This window comes from Lederbergia lenta NBRC 16444 (assembly GCF_001591545.1).
Classification (GTDB): Bacteria; Bacillota; Bacilli; order Bacillales; family Bacillaceae_C; genus Lederbergia; species Lederbergia lenta.
In genome coordinates this window covers 371,659-391,493 of the sequence record NZ_BCVC01000001.1, presented here as the reverse complement: position 1 = coordinate 391,493, position 19,835 = coordinate 371,659, and the positions used below count along the sequence as shown (strand labels likewise).

The window sequence follows — 19,835 nt, the reverse complement described above, 5'->3', positions numbered from 1 at the left end:
AGTTTTCCACTTTTAACTTAAACTATATAAAATAACAATGTGAGGTTAGCAAATGAAGAAGAAGCGCTATGAAAATATAGATAAAAATGCATCTCTTAGCACATTTAAGGATTTACTTCAGTGGCGAAGGGAAAGAAAAGCTAAACAAAAGGATTTATCTTTCCAAGTACCGACAGCCGATGAAATAGAGGTGGAGTTTCTACAATCCAATCGTACTATTTCAACAATCACTTGGATTGGCCACTCTACCTTTCTCATTCAACTTAATGGGAAAAATATTTTAACAGATCCCATTTGGGCAAATCGCTTAGGATTGGATAAGCGTCTTTCGCCTCCTGGACTGAAAATACGTGATTTACCACCAATTGATTTTGTAGTAATTTCTCACAGTCATTATGACCATCTTCATTATTCTTCTCTTAAAAGTTTAAATGGTGAACCGACTTTTTTCGTTCCTATAGGTCTAGGAAACTGGTTTAAGCGAAAAGGCTTTAGAAAAACAGTAGAGTTTAGTTGGTGGGAAGAACATGAAGTTGCTGGATTGCAATTTACTTTTACGCCAGCTCAACACTGGACGAAGCGAACGCTAACAGATACGAATCGTTCTCATTGGGGAGGATGGGTGATTCAAGATTGTAGCAAACAAACAATTTATTTTGCTGGGGATAGTGGTTATTTCAAAGGATTTCAAGAAATCGGCAAAAAATATGATATTAATTATTGTTTAATGCCAATTGGAGCGTATGAACCGGAATGGTTCATGGCCGCACAGCATGTTAGCCCAGAAGAAGCTATCAAGGCTTTTGTCGATACACAAGCGCAAACAATGATTCCAATGCATTACGGTGCATATCGCTTAGCTGATGATACACCGAAAGAAGCTCTTGATCGATTATTAGCTGAGTGGAAAAAACAAAAACTGACCGATGAGCGATTGGAAGTCTTGAAAATTGGCGAAACATTGAGGACGGACTAACCAATATTTGGTACCTATTAATCTAGCGATCAAGCTATTCGCTATCGTGTCGTTCTATTAGCCGTTGCGAGAAGTCTATTTGCTAGCACGTCATTCTATTAGCCCTTGAGAGTTTTCTGAAACGATATACGATTTTCAAAGGCTGCTCCATTATTAGGGCAGCCTTTATCATTCAATCTATTTTTGGAATTTGCCTGTGCTTTGTTGCTTGTTCAAATGCATAGGCTATTTTCAATAAAGTCTGTTCGCTAAATGCCGTCCCGGTAAACATAATTCCAAAGGGTTCTCCATTCGGAACAAATCCCGCGGGCAAAATAACGGAAGGATAACCCGCTTTTGCACCAATAGTTGAGCCGCGGTCTCCAGGAAATAAAACGGCATCTAGCTCATACTTTTCTAATGCATAATCAATGCCCTTTTCTCTAGATAGATATAATTCCTTTTCTAACGCATAAATATATTCAGCTTCTCTCAATGTCCCGCTTGTTTTTTCGGCAGCAAGGAGTAGCTTTTGTCCGTATTTTAACATGGTATCTCTATGCTCATAATTGAATGCAATTACATCACTTAACGAGCGTAATTTATTTGAAGGTGGGGTCGCCTGCAAATAAGCATTTAAATCCACCTTAAACTCATATGTTAATATTTCCAATCCCCATCTATTTTTTGCTGATGGTATGCTAACATCATCTATCAATTCTGCTCCAACATTTTGTAAAACATCAATTGCTTCATCAAAAAGGGAGAGCTTATGTTTGCTCATTCTTTCCGTAAATGGCTTTCGAGCAATACCAATTCTTATTCCTTTCAAGCTTGTTTCATTTAATTGTTCTGCATACTTGGTCTGCTTACTATTAAATGCTGAAGCAACGTCCCTAGAATCAATACCTGCAATCGTCTCTAATAAATATGCTGCATCCTTTACAGTTCTAGCCATTGGCCCTGGTGTATCTTGACTATGCGCGATGGGAATTACGCCGCTCCTACTCACTAAACCCACCGTTGGTTTCACACCAACCAATGCATTTTTCAAAGATGGATTTAATATCGATCCAGATGTCTCTGTTCCAATGGCACCCATCGCAAAGTTAGCAGCTACTGCCACTCCTGCCCCAGAGCTTGAACCACCAACATCCAGTTTACCGGCTCCATATGGGTTCAGTGTCTGCCCGCCTCTTGAACTATAGCCACTTGGCATGCCAAACGTCATAAAATTCGCCCATTCTGTCATATTTGTTTTTCCAAGTAAAATGGCACCTGCTTTACGTAATTGGGCTGCAACAAATGAATCTTCAACTGCATAATGATTAGCCAGGGCAAGTGAACCTGCTGACGTGTGCATTTTATCTCCTGTATCAATATTATCTTTTAATAAAATCGGAATACCGTGCATTACGCCTCTTATACCCTCTAACTTTCTCTCTTTGTCAAGTTCCGCCGCAATATGTAAGGCATCCGAATTGATTTCAATTACAGAATTAATATCTATATCGTATTTTGCTATTCGATACAAATACATTTGGACAAGCTCGACTGATGTAATCACACCAGACGCAAGCTTTTCCTGGATCTCATCTATCGTTGCTTCCAACAACCACTCATCATGCCATTTTCTTAACTTAGGATTTTCCATTTATCAAGTCCCCCTTCTCTTTTATTTTCAAAATAAAAAAGCCACTCACAAATAAAACAAACGAGCTAATATAAAAAATAATATCTAGCGTAAACAAATCAATCATCAATCCGCCAAGCATGACTGCTGCACCAGAAAAAACCGATGTCCAAAAATGATAGCGACCAATAACAGAGCCGCGGTTCACACCTTCCGTAAAATCAGCGAGTAATGCTTTTTCGCTTGTTTTCTGCATTGCACCAACCATTCCAAGCAATATTTGCAGTGTATATACTTGCCACACCATCGTGATAATTGGGAAAAACAACAATAATATGGACATCCCCCAACTATTAACTAACAAAAATAATGTTCTTCCTACTCTATCAGAAAGCTTACCAATGAAAAGATGGACGAGTGCTGAGCTCATCATAAATAAACCATATGAAATTCCATACTGGAGGAATCCCCCTCCCACCTCCTTAATGAATATTAAATAGAATGGGAAGACAAGACTGCTTCCTAGAATCGCAATGCTTTGTGAAATAACTATCCATCTCATTGTCTATACTCCTCATAAAACTCACTTACAAATCGCTCCTTAGGATCATATTGCTTTTTCCTCTTGAAAAATTCATCTGTCAATGGATAAGCTTTTCTCATTTGTTCTTTCGTTGGATATAAATAATAAGGTAAGTAATAGCTGCCATCCAATTCAAGCGCAAGATCTATGATTTCCCTCACAATCTTCCCTGTTTTATCAATCTCTTTTTCTGCAATCCCTTGATTAATTAAGAATACTAAGGCAAACATATCTTCCTTCGCATACGAAAGGATTGCTTCTTCGTTTTTAGGTACATATCGTACAGTAATATTTAATACATTCATTTCACTACCTTCTAAAATTTCTCTTAATCTATCAATAAATAGCGGAAAATCATCAACTGGTACAAAGTATTCTTGAAGAATATCTGTATCACTTTTCCCTTCATAATCTAAAAACTGAATTTCAGGCCGCATTACATTATTCCTCGATAGCCATACTTCTTTTCCATCTTTAAAGGCTTGCTTTTGCACATACCATACGAAGTTTTTCCCCCAATCAAAATGTCTTGATAGACCAAATGCAAATTTATTCCTACGCACATATTTTTCATCAAGCAACTCATTATATTCCTTCAGATTTTCATCCACACGAGAATAATTTGTTACATACATTTCTGTTAAAAAATGATTCGGTGCAACTGATATTCGCGAATTATGCATCTCTATATTCGGGTTCGCTAATACCTCATTTTTAAAATAGGCTGGATAGTCTTGATAATCTATCCATTGATTATTTGCTTGATAAACAACATCATCTGTCAACTCAATGTCGACATCGAGAATAACTCCAAATAACCCATACCCACCATTCACGAGCCTAAACAGTTCCTCATTCTCTGTTCTGCTCACGTCCAAAATCTTACCATCTGCATTCATCAGCCGGAAGGAACGAATACTATCAATAAGCGGTCCAAAGCGAATATCTCTTCCATGTACATTCACACTCATTGATCCACCAATCGTAAATATATTTGGAGCTTGCATCGTTTTAATCGATAGATTGTAAGGATTGATTGTTTCTTGGACATCCTCCCATGTAGCACCGCTTTGAACAGTGATCAACTTCTCTTCTGGCAGCACCCTAATGATGCGATTATACGTTGTCATGTCTAACACAATTGCATCTTTAAAATACGTATGCCCACCTTGACTATGTTGTTTCCCAGCTATCGAAATTTTCAAGTCTTTCTCTTTCGCTTCTTGAAGTATTTGCTGAATTTGCTCTGTTTCTTGCCCCTGAATGACCTCACGCACTTTAATAGGAACCAACCGCCCAACATCATTCATTAAGAGCTCATCTTGATCTTTTTTCTGTATAGAAAAGAGAAAGAAAATAGCATAACAGATAATAAACAAAATAACACAAACACTTACAATGATTTTTGATTTTCTCAATTTATCCCCCATAGAAAGATGGATTTTCTTACATTGTAGCAGAATCTAGTTTGCAAGCGTAATCAAACTTTGTTATATAAAGAAAAACAACACTCACATCGCATCGCCTACAAGATATGTTTATTTAGCTTATATTCCATTTTTAAAAATTTACTACTATCAAAATAGAATTTATTAATACACAAATTTCTCTCTGTGTACAATTAAACTGACCGCACATGGATGAACGATCAGTTTGATTAACCATTTAGTTTCTTTTAAATTTTAAATTGACGAATCAATTCATTTAACTGATCTGCCAATTCAGCAAGTTGCTCAGAGCTTCCCGCAACTTCTTCCATAGAACTACTTGATTGTTGTGTTGTAGCAGAGGTTTCCTCTACTCCCGCAGCTGCTTCTTCGGAGATTGCTGCAATTTCTTCAATCGAACCATTCATTATTTGGCTACTTGCTGTAATATCAGTTAAGTTTTCAGATATATTTTTAATATTATATACCATGCTTGTTACAGACGAACTTATTTCATTAAAGGTTTCATTAGTTGTTTTTATTTTAATTGTTCCTTGTGCTACTTCTGTGTATCCAGTCTTTAATGATTCTACGACATTTCTAGATTCATTTTGAACTTTACTTACTATTTCAGTGATATCTGTAACAGATATCGATACTTGCTCAGCGAGTTTTCTAACTTCCTCTGCCACAATCGCAAATCCTTTACCATGCTCGCCAGCCCTAGCAGCCTCAATTGACGCATTCAATGCTAGAAGGTTCGTTTGATTAGCAACTCGGTGAATAACAAAAACTAACTCAGATATTTCTTGAGCCTGATTGTTTAAGTTATCCATCTTTCTGACTGCTACTTGGACAATATCATCAATCTTCATCATTTGCTGATTGGATGCTTTCATTAAATTCTTTCCTTCATTTGTCATCTCTAGAACTTTTCCTGATGATTCTTGAGCTTGTTCGCCTTTTTCGTTTGCTTCTTGAATTTTTGCCGCAAGAATTCCCATAGTGGAAGCTAATTCACTCGCACTATCCGCTTGTTTTTCTGTCCCTGATGCAATTTCTTGCATAGTCATAGCTATTTGTTCTGACCCTGATTTCACTTCCGTTGCTGATTGCGTTAATTCTTCACTTTGTAATGTTACTTTATTAGAAGCTGCTGCAACCTGTTCAATTGTATTATGAAGATTATTTTTCATCATTTGCATCGCTGCTGTTAATTGACCAATTTCATCATTGCGTTTGCAATCTTTTATTGAAACTTTTAAATTACCTTTAGAAAGTTCCCCCATTAATAAGGCAATATTTTTAATGGGATTCGAAATAGTTTTACTAAACTTAATAACAACAAACAGCACAATGATCAATGTTACAGCAGTTATAATTAATGCAATCATCGTAATTTGTTGTTTCGTGTCTTGAATAACAGTTATATCTTGATTGATTCCAATTGCTCCTATGATTTCATTGTGTGTTGGATCATACATAGGTAAGTAGGTTGTCAGTATTTCGTTGTCACTATATGATACGGTTTCTCCTTTCTTTACAGAAGTTAAGACTGAAGCATGATCTATCACCTCACCCACATGTGCTTCTTCCGATGACACAACAATCATTCCGTCTTGATTATATAAATCTATCGCTACACCTTGTAACATATTATTTAGATCCTCCAAAAATGCACCATCTACACCTGTTTGTATTGTTCCAATGATCTCGTTGTTGGAGATAATTGGAGCAAAAGCACGGACAGAAAGACCACTTTTACCAAATTCAAAACCAGAAATAGCTTTTCCATTTAAAGAGTTTTGAATTGCTGGCAACTTACTTTTATCATCTCCGTGCTCTCTCGGGTTGTGACCTCGTAGAAAAACAATCCCAGATGCGTCTCCGAATTCCAATACATTAAGGCCATGTTCTGATTGGAGACGTGAATAAATTGGATTCACTTTTTGTAGTAGTTCATCTCGCTCTTCTGATTGAAATGCGGAGACAAGTTCTGTATTACTTGCGTAAATAGTTGTTATGTTAAGGAGATCTTCTGCGACCTTATTGAATTGTGCTTCAATCGTATGCTCCATTTCCTTCTGCTGATTCGTAATAAGCTTTGTAAATCCTTGTTCAGTCGCATAATAAATAACAATTACTGTAATAATTAATGGAATAATCGTTAAGGTCAGAAAAATAGCAAGTAATTTTTTGTTCAAGCTATCTAGTTGAAATATCTTTTTCATTGCAAATCTCCTCATATATTAATATTTAAGTGAGTGGTATAACTATCTGCGAATCAATTTATTTTAGCACATTTAAATGTAAAGCATGTCCAATATTGAAGGGAGACTATGCTAAAATTCCTTACAATACGACACCCATTTTTACAAACATACATAACTAGCTAATCCTCCATGTAAAATAGCGGAAAACCAAACTTTTTTATATAATGAAAACCAGCACTCACATGGCATCGTCTAATAGATATGCATGGTAAGGAGGTATGAATTTGTGAAAGAAATTGTTGCTGAAGCGCTTCAAGTGACAGAAGATGAGATAGCTTTCGATCAGATTATGACAGATTACGGACAAGCGATTTTACAGCTCGCTTATTCCTATGTAAAAAACAACGCAATCGCTGAAGATTTAACGCAGGAGATATTTATAAAATGCTATAAAAGCTTACATACATTTCAGCACCATTCCAATTTCAAAACTTGGTTATGGCGGATTGCTATTAACCATTGTAAAGATTATTTAAGGAGTTGGCACCACCGCAAGGTTCTGCTTACATATGAAAGTGAGGTTGAGCCAGCATCTGATCATGATCATGTGGAACAAGCGGTGATTCAATTAAATGAGGATAGCAAATTGATAAAAGCAATTTTGCAGTTGCCACTGAAATTCCGTGAACCTATTTATTTACATTATTTCGAAGAGATGTCGATCAAAGAAATCGAATTGCTCACGGGAGTAAAACAAAACACGATTAAAACTCGCATGCGGCGAGCAAAAACACTTTTAAAAGAAAGTTTGGAAGGGTGATTATTCGTGGAAGACAGATTAAAAAAACTCAAAAAAAGCCAGGTGTCCAATCAACTAGAATTTACAGAGCAACATCGAAAAAATATTTATAAATCCATTCTAAGAGATGAAGAAAATGAGGATGAAGTGTTGCTTGCCATCTTACAACTTCTTTCCAAGAGGAAGAACGGATATGAACTACTACAGCACCTATTTGCTCGTGGTATGAAAAAGTTTGAAGAGAATGAAGGATCACTGTACATATTATTACATGATCTTGAGCAAAAGGAATTTATTTCATCTGAGTGGAACCAAGAGAATGTAAAACAATATTTTCTAAATCACAAAGGACATAGACATTTGCGAAAAATGGAAGCTAAGCAAGGATTACTATCGAAGCCACTAAAGGATTTGTTGCAAGGGAATTTATCCTATGAGTAAGAAGAAATCATTTCTACATCTCGTAAAAAGTCAGATTAAATCAAGGGAAGCTAAAGAATTTGTAGCACTTGAACTTGGCAAACATATTGAAGAAACGGTTCAGCAATTAACAAAATCGGGGATGTGTAAAGAGGAAGCAGAAATCCAAGCTGTTCTGAATATGGGCGATCCTATGAAACTTGGGTTAAAGATGGGCCGTTTGCATCGACCAAAAGTGGACTGGAGTTTATTAAGTCTCTTTATCTTTTTGCAATTGGTTGGGTTGCTCCCACTCTTAATCACTAATTTTGAATATCAGCCTTCTATTTATAAACAAACCGTCAGTATTTTCTTAGGTATTGTTTGTGCCTTTAGCATCATGTTATTTGATTATCGAAAACTGAAAGATAAAATATGGATTTTCATTGGTATAATAGGTGTTATTCTAATTGTATTTTTCTATTTTGGCACCTCTATCAATGGATATCCCTATATCCGAATCGGATTTTTCAATTCAAATTCCTTAGTCGTTCTTCCTTTTCTTTTTATTGGCTGGACGGGGATGTTTTATCGTTATGGTCATCGTTATCTGCTGATGATCGGATTATTTTCATTTACATTACTGCTATATATTCCTGTGAGCAATTTATCTAGTATTATCCTGTATATTTCGATGGTTTTCACCATGTACGTTTGGATCATTCGCAAACAGAGAAAACAAGTACTTGCAGCATTCATCGCTTTGATCATCGGAGCTGCTTCACTTCTTATTTGGAGATATAATCCTTTCTATATGAAACATCGCTTATTAGGGTTTTTTAATCCAGAAAAATATGCCGTTGGCTCAGGATTTATGAATATCCAAATTAAAAAGTACTTGTCTGAAGCAAATTGGTTCGGCCAAAATGTAAAACTGGAAGACTTTTCTCTTCCAGCACCACACACAGACTTAGTATTTGTAACATTAACCTACTCGCTTGGCTGGCTTTTTTCTATTTGTCTTGTTCTTTTTCTGGTTGCTGTCACTGTTAGATTGGGCTGGATGTCCTATAAAATCCCGGACACATTTGGCCAGCTGATCATTATTGGAGCTGCTACTCTTTATACTGTGCCCCTCGTTTACAATGTTGCGATGGTACTCGGCTGGTTACCACTTGCTGGATTTTGGTTACCATTCATTAGCTATGGAACCGTGCATATTTTAATTAATTCTATTTTGATCGGACTTGTTCTCAGCGTATACCGACGGAAGGATTTAGTTTCTCCTGCCGTCGAAAATTAATGTAAGGAGTTTGTTATGGATACAATTGCGATAATAGCAATCATTTTTATCACAGGAATTGTACTACTAATTATTGCTGATTTTATAAAAAATAAAACGAGAAATATTCTAAAAAGGACCCTTTTCTATAGTTTTATTATTTATCTATTAAATGTGGCCAAACTAACGCTAGGCGTTATTCACATACCCCCTTTTGCGGAAATGGCTAGGATTGAAATCCAGTTCATTCCATTTTATTTTGTCATGGATTGGATTGCAATTTATCGTCAAAATGGTTTAGATTGGTTTTTCTGGAACTCCGTCAAATTAACCTTTTATAATTTGATCATGCTTTTGCCATTGGGAATTTACTTATCTCTTTTATTTAATATTAATACAGTAAAAAAAGCTGTTCTAATTGTATTCCTATCTAGTTTTATAATCGAAATATCTCAATTAATCTTAAGTGGTTTTGGAATCATCTCGATAAGAACATTCGATGTTGATGATTTGATATTGAATACACTTGGTGGATATATCGGGTATCGTTTATGGATATCCATACGAAAAGTGTTAATGAACATGAAAACTAAATTTAAATTAAATGACCATAAGAATAGCAGCCCAACATCATAGGGCTGCTCATCATCAACCTAATTTATGTGTATCAATTAAATCAATTTCTCGTTTCTTTGTACCGTGTAATTCAAAGACTACAATCTCATTCTTTCCTTGTTTTAATAATGGACCAGGTACATATAATGTTTCCTGCGGGCCAACCTCCCAATATCTTCCTAAATTAAAGCCATTTACAAACACGACACCTTTTGTCCAACTAGGAAGCTCGATAAATGTATCACCTATTTCCTCTGCTTCAAAGAAACCGCGGTAAAAAGTTGGTTTATCTAATGAGTGATCATTCGTTTCTTGAAAGCTAAGTTTGTCTAAATTATCCATTGGTAATGAATAAATAGTCCAGTCAAATAAAAACTGTCTTTCAAAACGAACTCCTTCTGTAATACCTTTTGGATCATACATGTACGGGCCATAATTGATACGCCCCATATTTTCTACTAAAATATCAAGCTGGATTCCTTCTTTGGGTACCTCTATCATCACCGTTTTATTATCCCAACGATCAATAATACCTTTATATTCATTATTAACATATACAAGTGCTCGATCTCGAACCTCTTGGATCGTCAATGCCGCCTTACCCAATGGTCCTTTTAAAAAAGTACGGTAAAGAACAAATCCATAATCTTGCCCTAGTTTTTCCATTGTTTCTGGATGCGTATTTTGCACAGGTGCACTGATTTGATCTAATACTTCAAACAAGTTAAGTGATTCCTCCATCACAACTTTTCCATAATTTATTTTAGCAATCGGCTTAGGTAATTCTAGTTCCCCTATGTCTTTATGTTTAGCAATCGCCTCACGTACAGCATGAAATTTAGGTGTAAGCTCCCCTGTCTCACTTATCGGACAGTCATAGTCATAACTCGTAATAGTTGGCTCATACTTATCACTAAAATTAGCACCATTGTAAAAACCGAAGTTCGTTCCTCCATGGAACATGTAAAAGTTAACTGAATCACCATTTTTAAGCATTTCCTCAAACGTATCAGCAGCTTCTTGTGGATCTCGCTGATGATGTTCTTCACCCCAATGATCAAACCAGCCATTCCAATATTCCATTACAATGTTTGGCGTATTTGGAAAATGCTCCTGTAACTTAGCAAACGATTCCTTTGGTCGTGATCCAAAATTAACGGTTGCTAGTACATTTTCAACCGCTCCACCTTTCAGCATTAAATCTGTCGGTCCATCAGAAGTAAATAGCAAAACATCGATATCCCTTTTAAGCATTGATTCTTTTATGTAATTTAAATAACGTTTATCGTTTCCATAGCTTCCATACTCATTCTCAATCTGCATCGCAATAATCGGTCCGCCATTTGTATATAGTAACGGCTTTAATTTCCCAAGCATAACGTCATAATAATTATCGACTTTCTCTAAATACGGTTCATAATAGGAACGAACCCGCATATTTCGATCTGCTAAAAGCCATGAAGGTAACCCGCCAAACTCCCATTCTGCGCATATATATGGACTAGGTCGAGCGATTACATATAACTCAAGTCGCTCAGCTATACGTATGAATTCTTCTATATTAGCAATTCCAGTAAAATTAAACTCTCCTTCCTTAGGCTCGTGCAAATTCCACGGGATATATATTTCGACACAATTAAATCCGCATGCCTTCAACTTTAATAGTCGGTCTTCCCAATATTCTGGAACGATACGAAAATAATGAATTGCTCCGGAAATCAATTGAATAGGTTCATTATTCATCCATAGTTCTTTTCCCCGTACTGATAATCCTGTCATATAAAACAGCTCCCTTTTTTCTCTGATAGAATGCTAGTGATACAATACATTTCAGGTGAATTTTCTATTATAATTCCAAACGAGGAACAATAACCCTGCAAGACCGATTAATTGAATAAGTAAATACATTTTTCCGACTGTCTTTTGCCCTACAATAATCAAATACATGCAAAAGAAAAAGAAGAGAATTTTTAAAATACGAAACATATAATCTTTCACCTAGCCATCCCTCCAGTACTATGACCTTTTTTACTTTTGTAGAAACACTAGTATATTTATCCTTTTATTCCCCCTGCGGTCATTCCTTGAGTTAGTCTTTTCTGTACTAATATATATAGAATTAATGTTGGCAGCATTACAATAACCATACCTGCATACATTGGACCGTAATTGACCGCTGCACGTTCAGCAGACATTAAATTCATCAATCCAACTGTCAATGTTTTATTCTCTCCCGGCATTAATGTAAGGGCAATAATATATTCATTCCAGAAAGCCAAGAAGTTAAATAGAATGATCATAATAATGCTTGGACGTGCCATCGGAATCATAATAGACATCATTGTTCTAAAATAGCCTGCACCATCAATATTTGCTGCTTCCTCATAGTCAGATGGAATCGTCTGAAAATAACTTGATAAAAGATAAATGGTAAAAGGCAAGGCTGTAGAGGCGTAAATGAAAGCAAGTATCAATCGGTTATTTAAAAAGAAGCTCTCCACTCCGACACTTCTTAAGACCCCATCCCAATCAAGGAGCATAAGAAAGATAGGAACAACTATATAGCTGACATTTATAAATAAACCAGCTTTGACAAATGAATGGATAAAATTACGTCCTCTAAATTCATATCTAGCCAAAACATATGCTGCTGGTAAGGCCACAATTAGTAAAATCACCAGAGCCATGACCGTAATAAACACGGAATTCATCAAATACATTCCCATATTAGCTTCTTGAATTGCTTCTATGAAGTTTTCAAATCGAAAGCCATTTGGCATTGCCCAAGGATTTCCGTAAAATTCTTTGTTTTCCTTTATAGATGCGAGGAATACCCAAGCCACTGGAACAATAATAGAAATGGCAAAGGTAATTAAAGCTACATAAATAAATATCTTATAAAGTACATCTACACTGAGCCTTTTTGCTGTTTTCATATAATTATTGCCACCTCCTTAATACTCTAGTACGTCCCGCTTCGTTATATGATTGATGATTGCCGCGAGCACAAAAGAGAAAATAAAGACGACTACCCCAATCGCCATTCCATACCCATATGTCGAATTAGTATAGGCTTGGTTGTACATGTAGAATAGAAAAACCTCGGTTGAACCGTCGGGGCCCCCACCAGTCATCGTTTGTACCAATAAGAAGCTTAAATTGATCGTACTGATGATAAAAAAAGTTAATGTTGTTCGGATATTATTCCATATCAAAGGGAGAGTAATATCGGTAAATTGTTTTACCTTACCTGCCCCCTCCAGGGAGGCTGCTTCATAAAAGCTTTCTGGTATACTAGTCATACTAGACATATACATCACCATGTAATATCCAATTGCTTGCCAGATTAAGGCAAAGGAAACACTATAAATAACAATGTCTTGGTTACCTAACCAGAGCTCTTGCCATTTTTCCAAATGTAATAAACCTAAAACATTATTTAATAGCCCGGTTTCCGGGTCATATATCGCAGAGAATATCCCAGCTATAACCACGATCGATAAAATATTAGATATATAGAATATAATTCGAAAGAAATTTACCCCTTTAATATTCTCTCTTGTTAAAACTGCCGCAAAAAACAATGCGAATATAAGAATGAAAACGGAGACTATCACTATAAGTAAAATTGAATTTTGAAAGGATCGAAAAAAGTTCATATCATTCCACAACGTCTTAAAATTATCTAATCCAATGAATTCCTGATTATTAGAAAATCCTCCCCATTGGAAAAGTGACATCCGAAATACTTCTATTGTCGGTATGACCATAAAAATGATAAGTAAAATAAGTGCTGGAGATAAACATAAGCCAATAAATATATTCCTTGATCTAGATCTGTTCATTATCTTTCACCTCTTTTAATCAAATAAAACGGTGAGACAATCTGCCCACCGTCTTATTTATTAAACCTATACGAATGTGCAAATTAGTTCATAGCTTCTCTCAGTTTGTCGCTTGCTTCTTCTATACTCGTTTGCCATTTCTCTATGGTAAGTTTTCCGCTCATTATACTGTCAATTTGCCCGTATAATGTGTCACCCATGCTTACACCGGGAACTGGTTTTGTTGACGCAAATGTACCCATTGCTGGTAGTGTTCCTTCCTCATAGATACTATAGAACGTTTCGTTTTGTCCATCAAGCTGACCGGTAATTCCTTCTATCGGCTGCACTGCATTCGCTTTCATAAATATAGAAGCCGCTTCGTCCGAATACATATAAGTGATAAACTCTTTGGCAACATCTTTATTTTTTGCTGCAGATGGGATCCAAATTTGCTCGAAAAAAGTAAAGGCGTAACGGTCTCCACCTTTTTCAAAAGCTGGTACTGGCATCATGCCCCATTCAAAGTTTTCAGCTCTTGGCGCTTCTCCCATTTCTCCGACTACCCATGTACCATTTGGCATAAATAATGCTTTATTATCTAAAACCAACTGCTGATTTTTCGTGAAATCATTTGGATTAGCATTTGCAGTCGTATTTGGGTGGATGTAGTTACCTAATTTATTAATAGTTTCTAATACTTGAGTGGCCTCTTTCGTCTCCCAAATACCGTCTTCATAAGTCATTGCACCATTATAGAATTCAGTTCCGCCAGATGCATACAACATTGATCCAACCAATGTATCAAAATATCCAGAAATAGGGTAGGTAAATAATGAAATCTCTTCTTTCGCTGCTCGTTCTCCTAATTCCCACATTTCTCCCCAAGTTTCTGGAACTTTCCATCCCTTTTCTTCAAATAAACCCGCATTATAAAACAATCCTGTCGGACTATAAAACATAGGAGCTAAGTACGTTTCCCCGTCTGCATATGGGTTAGTAGCAAGGGTATCCGTAAATCCATCTAGTAATTTTTCATCTACTGTTCTATCTTCACCGTACACCTTCATATCTAAGACATCGGTAATCTTTTCTAAACCATTTTCCTTGATTAAAGTATCTGTCAATGCTTCTTTTCTTCCTGATGCTAGTAAAACCACGTCAGGATATTCTCCAGCTTGCATATTGGGGCGAATTACTTCTTCAAGATTCTTCTCCACAGTCAATTTAACAGTGACATTTTCATCAGCCGCCTCGAATGATTCGGCTATCTTCGTCCACATATCAGCCCCGTATGCAGATTCTAAAGCTGCAACATGCAAAACTTTCTCATCTGAAGATTTTTTCCCGTCCTCTTTTGAAGTGGTCGAACCAGCGCTTTCTCCTCCACTACTACAGGCCACTAAACTAAGCAATATTACTGCAATGAAACTAGCAAAAAACCATTTTTTCACCTTCATTATGAGATCCCCCTTTTACTATTGACTGTACTTAAATCGTACATTCAATGAAACGCTTTCACAATAAATATCTTGTTCAACTTTTTAGGTATCTTGCTTTCTGTCAAATCTTTCGATAAAATAATTACAATGATAGTATTTCCAAAGAGGAGGCAGAGTGATAAATGTCCCATGTCGTCTATAAAATGAAAAATTTCGACAAAAAAAAGATGTCTCTTAGACTCCTATATATCACTCGATCTGAATATGGAAAGGACTGGCATAGCACACAGCATTCCCATCATTTTACAGAACTTTTTTATATCGTAAAGGGAAGAGGTTTTTTTCTATTACCAAATCACGAAATCCCGGTTAAAGAGAATGATTTGGTAATTATCAATCCCTTCGTTGACCATACTGAAAAATCGAACCATCAGGATTCATTAGAATACATCGCGTTAGGTATTGAGGGTCTGTCTTTTTCGCTCCCAAAAGAAGAAGATTCGCAACTGGGTCTATACACATATCAAGGAAACAGAGAGGATCTTTTATTTTATCTTAATAAATTATTATATGAAGTTCAGAATAATAAAGTAGATTTTGAGGTTATTTGTCAAAACATCATTGAAATCCTTATTGTCAAACTTCAGCGTGAAAAGAATTTCAAGGTTGAAAAAACTGATTCAAAAAGAATTAATAAAGATGTAGCTTTCATCAAACAATTTATTAAGCAAAATTACCGTAATGAAATTACGCTTGATAAATTGGCTGAATTAAGGCATATCAATAAATATTATTTAGCCCATTCGTTTAAAAAGGATACGGGAATCTCTCCTATTGAATACTTAAATCAAGTTCGGATTAAAGAATCACAACTTCTCTTAGAAACGACTGATTATAAAATTGCTGATATAGCGGAAATGACTGGTTTTTCCTCCCAATCTTTTTTTGCCCAATCATTTAAACGCACAGCTGGCCAAACTCCCTCCTCTTTCAGAAAGAAAACGAGAAGAAATGTGGATTCTTTAGAAGATACCCCAACGTAAGATTCTAATATAAAGGTTCCTTATGGAAAACTAGTAATAAACAACCCACAATAAATGCGGGTTGTTTGTTTAACTCTTATACTTGTAGCTGTAAGATCCCATTTTCTAATCGCTCGTCCACTTCTCTTGCATCTTCAATATGTTCGACGATTACATCTTGAGCATGGGCAAATAAGTTTTGCGCTTCTTGAAGTTCTTTCCTTACTGCCCCTGATAATTGTTTCTGCTCTTCAATCATTTCCTGTACTGAACTAATATCTATTTGACTTTCTTCAATTGTTTTTAATATACTGTCAATTTTATCTGCCGTTTGAAAGCTCACTTGAATACCTTTGTCGACTAACTGAGCACTTTTTTGTGTTGCAGTTAGCGCACTTTCTATCTCTTCTTGTAATGAAGACGTTAGAGATTGAATATTCGCTGTGCTATCAGCCGTACTTTCAGCTAGTTTTCGCACTTCTTGTGCAACAACAGCAAATCCCTTTCCTGAATCACCTGCTCTTGCAGCTTCGATCGAGGCGTTTAATGCCAGTAAATTCGTTTGGGCAGCGATGTCTTCAATGACTCCAACGATCGATTGGATTTCAACAGAACGCTCGCTTAAATTCGTCATATTTCGCTCAGATGCAATAATTTGTTCTCCAAGTTCTTGAATAACATCAGCTGTATTCTTCACATCTTCTGAACCTTGTTGCGACTCCTCAACCATTTTAACCGAATGCTTATTTAATGAAACTCCCTTTTTAAATAGTTCATTTGACTTTTCAGAAGTTTGCTCACTAAGATGAGATACGTTTTGAAATTTTTCTTCCATTTGATTGACAGCTTGGCCTAGTACATTATGTTGCGAATTGACTTTTTCATGCTGTTGAACAGCTGCATTTAATTCATCTTTTACTTTTAAAAGCCATGTATGATCTTGATCCTCTTTATGTTGATAAGAGGCTTTCAAATCTGCTAATTCTAGTTCTAGCTGTGCAATCTTCTGTTGCTTTTCTCTTTGCGACTTAAACATTATGCTTCCCTCCGTAATGCTTTATACCTCTATAATAGCATATTTTTACAAAATAAAATCATTTATTTAGGTCAATAGTCTCCCTTACGCATAATTCCCCTTTCTATTTTCCTTAATTAAAAAAGCATTTATAAAAGGAGTTCTACCTTTTATAAATGCTTAAATTTAAACATGAATTAACTTTAATTTCTCTATTTCCTTCGCTTTAAGCTCACGACGTAATATTTTTCCGCTAATTTTTGTTTTTGGTAGTTCCTCGACTACTTCAATCTCACGAGGTGCGGAGTGGGCCGCAAGTCTGCCTCTGACAAAAAGACGTATGTTCTCAAGCAGTGTGGGACTCGTGTAATAATTTTTGTTTAATACAATAAATGCCTTTACGATTTCCCCACGAATTGGGTCAGGTTTGCCAATAACACCTGCTTCGGCTACTGCTGGGTGCTCAATTAACTTACTTTCGACTTCGAATGGTCCAATTCGTTCACCAGAAGAATTAATCATATCGTCACTTCTTCCTTGAAAAAAGATATAACCTTCTTCATCCTTGGAAGCTAAATCCCCAGCGAGATACCATTCTGGCCCAAATGGAAAATATGATGCATATTTTGCCTCGTCCTTCCAAACTCCCTTCATAATCGCAGGCCACGGTCCTTTAATTGCCAAATGGCCTACTTCACCTAACGGTAGAATATTCCCATCGTCATCAAAAATAGCCGTTTCAATATTCGGTAGTGGTTTTCCCATCGATCCTGGTTTAATCGCTTCAGTCGGTAAATTTACAATTAACTGCGCACCTGTTTCAGTCATCCACCATGTATCGTGGATACGTAAGTTCAGATTTTCCACACCCCAGTAAATGACTTCTGGATTAAGCGGTTCCCCTACGCTTAAAATATGACGCAACTTACTGAGGTCATGGCGGCCAAGTGCTTCATTTCCTTCTGCCATCAGCATACGGAAAGCAGTCGGCGCACTATACCAGACAGTGACTCCTGTTTTTTCAATCGTTTCATACCAGCTATCAGCATTAAAGCGACCTCCATGAATAACGACTGTTGCCCTATTCAGAAGTGGTGCGAAAATCCCATAGACACAGCCTGTTACCCAGCCTGGATGTGCCGTACACCAATAAACATCTTCTTCTTTTATATCTAACACCCAACGACCAGTTATGTATTGCTGAATCATCGCCCTATGCGCATGAATAATCCCTTTGGGTTTGCCTGTTGAACCACTTGTATAATGAATGTTCAACCCATCATCAAGATCCACCCATTCGATGATACTTTCATTTGTGTCGATCTTTTCCAATTCTTTCGGAATCGATATCGCTTCTAAATAATCAGGATTTTCATCTGTCAAAAATATCGTTTCAAGGCTTGATAAATCTTTAAGTGGCACACGCTGTAAGTATTCTTCATTTGTAATTATATATTTCCCTTCACAATCTGCAATCCGGTCACGGACAGCTTCCTCCATAAATGCCTCAAAAAGTGGTCCGACAATAACGCCAAGCTTAATTGCTGCTAAAATTGCAATATGACATTCCGGATGCTTCGGTAAAAAGACGAAAAGAAAATCATCTTTTTTCACACCGTTCTTTTTTAACACTTGTGCCCAGCTATCTGTCTTTTCTTTTAACTCTTTATAAGTTATCTTCCATTCCCTACCCTCCTCCACATAATGAAGAGCTATTTTATCGCCAAAACCGTCGGCCACATGCCGATCCACGCTTTCGTATGCCATATTTACTTTACCTGTCTCATGCCAGCTAAAGCTTTTTTCGATCTCTTCCCACGCAATCGAGTTACGACCGGCAAGATCAGATTGCACATTATGTGTACCTGCAAATGGTTGGATTATTTCTTGTCTGCTCATTTTCCATTCTCCTTTATCTCGTTGTATAAATTAAGAAGACTTAAAATTTCAGCCTTTTTCTCCGCAAGGCCTACATCGCCTCTTAATCGCGGCTTTTTTTGATTAATCGTAATTTCCGCATATAACTCACCTGGCTGGCCCCGCAAAATAAAAATCCGATCACATAAATAGAGAGCTTCATCTATATCATGTGTGACAAGTACCATCGTTGTTTTCCGCCTTCTCCAAATGGAAAGTAGCAAATCTTGCAGTTGCATTTTTGTAAAGGCATCAAGCGCACTAAATGGTTCATCTAATAGTAAGACATCTGGTTCTGTAATGAGGGAGCGTGCAATGGCAGTTCGCTGTGCCATACCTCCTGATAAATCTTTCGGATAGTGTCTTTCGAAACCATTAAGACCGACAAGTTCTAGTAAGTCTTTTGCAAGCTTCTGCTCTGCTACCGATTGAATACCGAAACAAATATTGTCTTGTACAGATAACCAAGGCATTAAGCGGGGTTCTTGAAACATCATCCCAACTTTGCGATTAGAGAGAGTAAATGATCCTTCATATTCTTCATCAAGTCCTGAGAGAACCCGCAGCAAAGTACTTTTTCCACTGCCGCTTGTACCGAGGACCCCAATGATTTCTCCTTCTGTCATCGAAAAAGTCACATTTTGAAAACCGGCTTTTCCATTATTAAATGTACGACTTACATTTTGAACTGCGAGCAATTTCATGACCT

At 36.6% G+C, this 19,835-nt stretch carries 18 protein-coding genes; 6 read left to right on the top strand and 12 right to left on the bottom strand.

Features of this window, described 5'->3' with window-relative positions:
• The first annotated feature begins 52 nt into the window (after positions 1-52).
• Positions 53-976 (top strand): MBL fold metallo-hydrolase, encoded by a 924-nt coding sequence (locus tag BLE01S_RS01670; protein WP_066136617.1) that lies wholly within the window; start codon positions 53-55, stop codon positions 974-976.
• A gap of 172 nt (positions 977-1,148) precedes the next feature.
• Here BLE01S_RS01670 and BLE01S_RS01665 read toward each other — a convergent pair whose 3' ends face one another.
• The 4 genes from BLE01S_RS01665 to BLE01S_RS21060 all read right to left on the bottom strand — a co-directional run bounded on the left by BLE01S_RS01665 (position 1,149) and on the right by BLE01S_RS21060 (position 6,829).
• Positions 1,149-2,609: an amidase family protein gene (locus BLE01S_RS01665; protein ID WP_066136615.1), complete on the bottom strand. Its 1,461-nt coding sequence runs from the start codon at positions 2,607-2,609 to the stop codon at positions 1,149-1,151.
• Positions 2,596-3,150 (bottom strand): MFS transporter, encoded by a 555-nt coding sequence (locus BLE01S_RS01660; protein WP_066136612.1) that lies wholly within the window; start codon positions 3,148-3,150, stop codon positions 2,596-2,598. Before BLE01S_RS01660 ends, BLE01S_RS01665 begins: the two co-directional genes overlap by 14 nt.
• Complete coding sequence (locus tag BLE01S_RS01655; protein WP_066140752.1) at positions 3,147-4,550, bottom strand: FAD-binding oxidoreductase; 1,404 nt, start codon at positions 4,548-4,550, stop codon at positions 3,147-3,149. The genes BLE01S_RS01660 and BLE01S_RS01655 overlap by 4 nt, the downstream gene beginning before the upstream one ends.
• Before the next feature lie 296 nt (positions 4,551-4,846).
• A complete protein-coding gene (locus BLE01S_RS21060) occupies positions 4,847-6,829 on the bottom strand; it encodes a methyl-accepting chemotaxis protein (RefSeq protein ID WP_231955899.1) in 1,983 nt (660 codons plus the stop codon).
• A 268-nt stretch (positions 6,830-7,097) separates the two neighbouring features.
• Between BLE01S_RS21060 and BLE01S_RS01645 the strand changes: the two genes are divergently transcribed.
• From BLE01S_RS01645 to BLE01S_RS01630, 4 genes are read left to right on the top strand one after another with little or no spacing between them, the layout of a single operon-like run.
• Positions 7,098-7,631 (top strand): sigma-70 family RNA polymerase sigma factor, encoded by a 534-nt coding sequence (locus BLE01S_RS01645; protein ID WP_066136611.1) that lies wholly within the window; start codon positions 7,098-7,100, stop codon positions 7,629-7,631.
• Between the two features lie 6 nt (positions 7,632-7,637).
• The gene (locus tag BLE01S_RS01640) at positions 7,638-8,051 is read left to right on the top strand and encodes a PadR family transcriptional regulator (protein WP_066136608.1); all 414 of its coding nucleotides are present in this window, start codon (positions 7,638-7,640) and stop codon (positions 8,049-8,051) included.
• A complete protein-coding gene (locus tag BLE01S_RS01635; RefSeq protein ID WP_066136605.1) occupies positions 8,044-9,312 on the top strand; it encodes an FtsW/RodA/SpoVE family cell cycle protein in 1,269 nt (422 codons plus the stop codon). Before BLE01S_RS01640 ends, BLE01S_RS01635 begins: the two co-directional genes overlap by 8 nt.
• A gap of 15 nt (positions 9,313-9,327) precedes the next feature.
• A complete protein-coding gene (locus BLE01S_RS01630; RefSeq protein WP_066136602.1) occupies positions 9,328-9,927 on the top strand; it encodes a VanZ family protein in 600 nt (199 codons plus the stop codon).
• A 12-nt stretch (positions 9,928-9,939) separates the two neighbouring features.
• On the opposite strand, the gene BLE01S_RS01625 is transcribed toward BLE01S_RS01630, so the two are convergent.
• The 5 genes from BLE01S_RS01625 to BLE01S_RS01610 form a co-directional block, all read right to left on the bottom strand.
• A complete protein-coding gene (locus BLE01S_RS01625) occupies positions 9,940-11,685 on the bottom strand; it encodes a glycoside hydrolase family 35 protein (protein WP_066136593.1) in 1,746 nt (581 codons plus the stop codon).
• A 51-nt stretch (positions 11,686-11,736) separates the two neighbouring features.
• On the bottom strand, positions 11,737-11,904 hold the full coding sequence (locus BLE01S_RS20665) for a DUF6903 family protein (protein ID WP_157419478.1): 168 nt from the start codon (positions 11,902-11,904) through the stop codon (positions 11,737-11,739).
• Between the two features lie 56 nt (positions 11,905-11,960).
• On the bottom strand, positions 11,961-12,842 hold the full coding sequence (locus BLE01S_RS01620) for a carbohydrate ABC transporter permease (protein WP_066136590.1): 882 nt from the start codon (positions 12,840-12,842) through the stop codon (positions 11,961-11,963).
• 18 nt (positions 12,843-12,860) lie between these two features.
• Positions 12,861-13,751 carry a carbohydrate ABC transporter permease gene (locus BLE01S_RS01615; RefSeq protein WP_066136587.1) on the bottom strand — a complete coding sequence of 297 codons (891 nt, stop codon included), beginning with the start codon at positions 13,749-13,751 and terminating at the stop codon, positions 12,861-12,863.
• Between the two features lie 83 nt (positions 13,752-13,834).
• Positions 13,835-15,190 (bottom strand): carbohydrate ABC transporter substrate-binding protein, encoded by a 1,356-nt coding sequence (locus BLE01S_RS01610; RefSeq protein ID WP_066136584.1) that lies wholly within the window; start codon positions 15,188-15,190, stop codon positions 13,835-13,837.
• Positions 15,191-15,354: 164 nt separating this feature from the next.
• Between BLE01S_RS01610 and BLE01S_RS01605 the strand changes: the two genes are divergently transcribed.
• Positions 15,355-16,215 (top strand): helix-turn-helix transcriptional regulator, encoded by an 861-nt coding sequence (locus BLE01S_RS01605; RefSeq protein WP_066136581.1) that lies wholly within the window; start codon positions 15,355-15,357, stop codon positions 16,213-16,215.
• 76 nt (positions 16,216-16,291) lie between these two features.
• On the opposite strand, the gene BLE01S_RS01600 is transcribed toward BLE01S_RS01605, so the two are convergent.
• The 3 genes from BLE01S_RS01600 to BLE01S_RS01590 form a co-directional block, all read right to left on the bottom strand.
• Positions 16,292-17,230 (bottom strand): methyl-accepting chemotaxis protein, encoded by a 939-nt coding sequence (locus BLE01S_RS01600; protein ID WP_066136578.1) that lies wholly within the window; start codon positions 17,228-17,230, stop codon positions 16,292-16,294.
• Between the two features lie 165 nt (positions 17,231-17,395).
• Positions 17,396-19,108: an acetate--CoA ligase gene (gene acsA / locus BLE01S_RS01595; protein ID WP_066136575.1), complete on the bottom strand. Its 1,713-nt coding sequence runs from the start codon at positions 19,106-19,108 to the stop codon at positions 17,396-17,398.
• Positions 19,105-19,824 carry an ABC transporter ATP-binding protein gene (locus BLE01S_RS01590; RefSeq protein WP_066136572.1) on the bottom strand — a complete coding sequence of 240 codons (720 nt, stop codon included), beginning with the start codon at positions 19,822-19,824 and terminating at the stop codon, positions 19,105-19,107. Before BLE01S_RS01590 ends, acsA begins: the two co-directional genes overlap by 4 nt.
• Between the last annotated feature and the right edge of the window lie 11 nt (positions 19,825-19,835).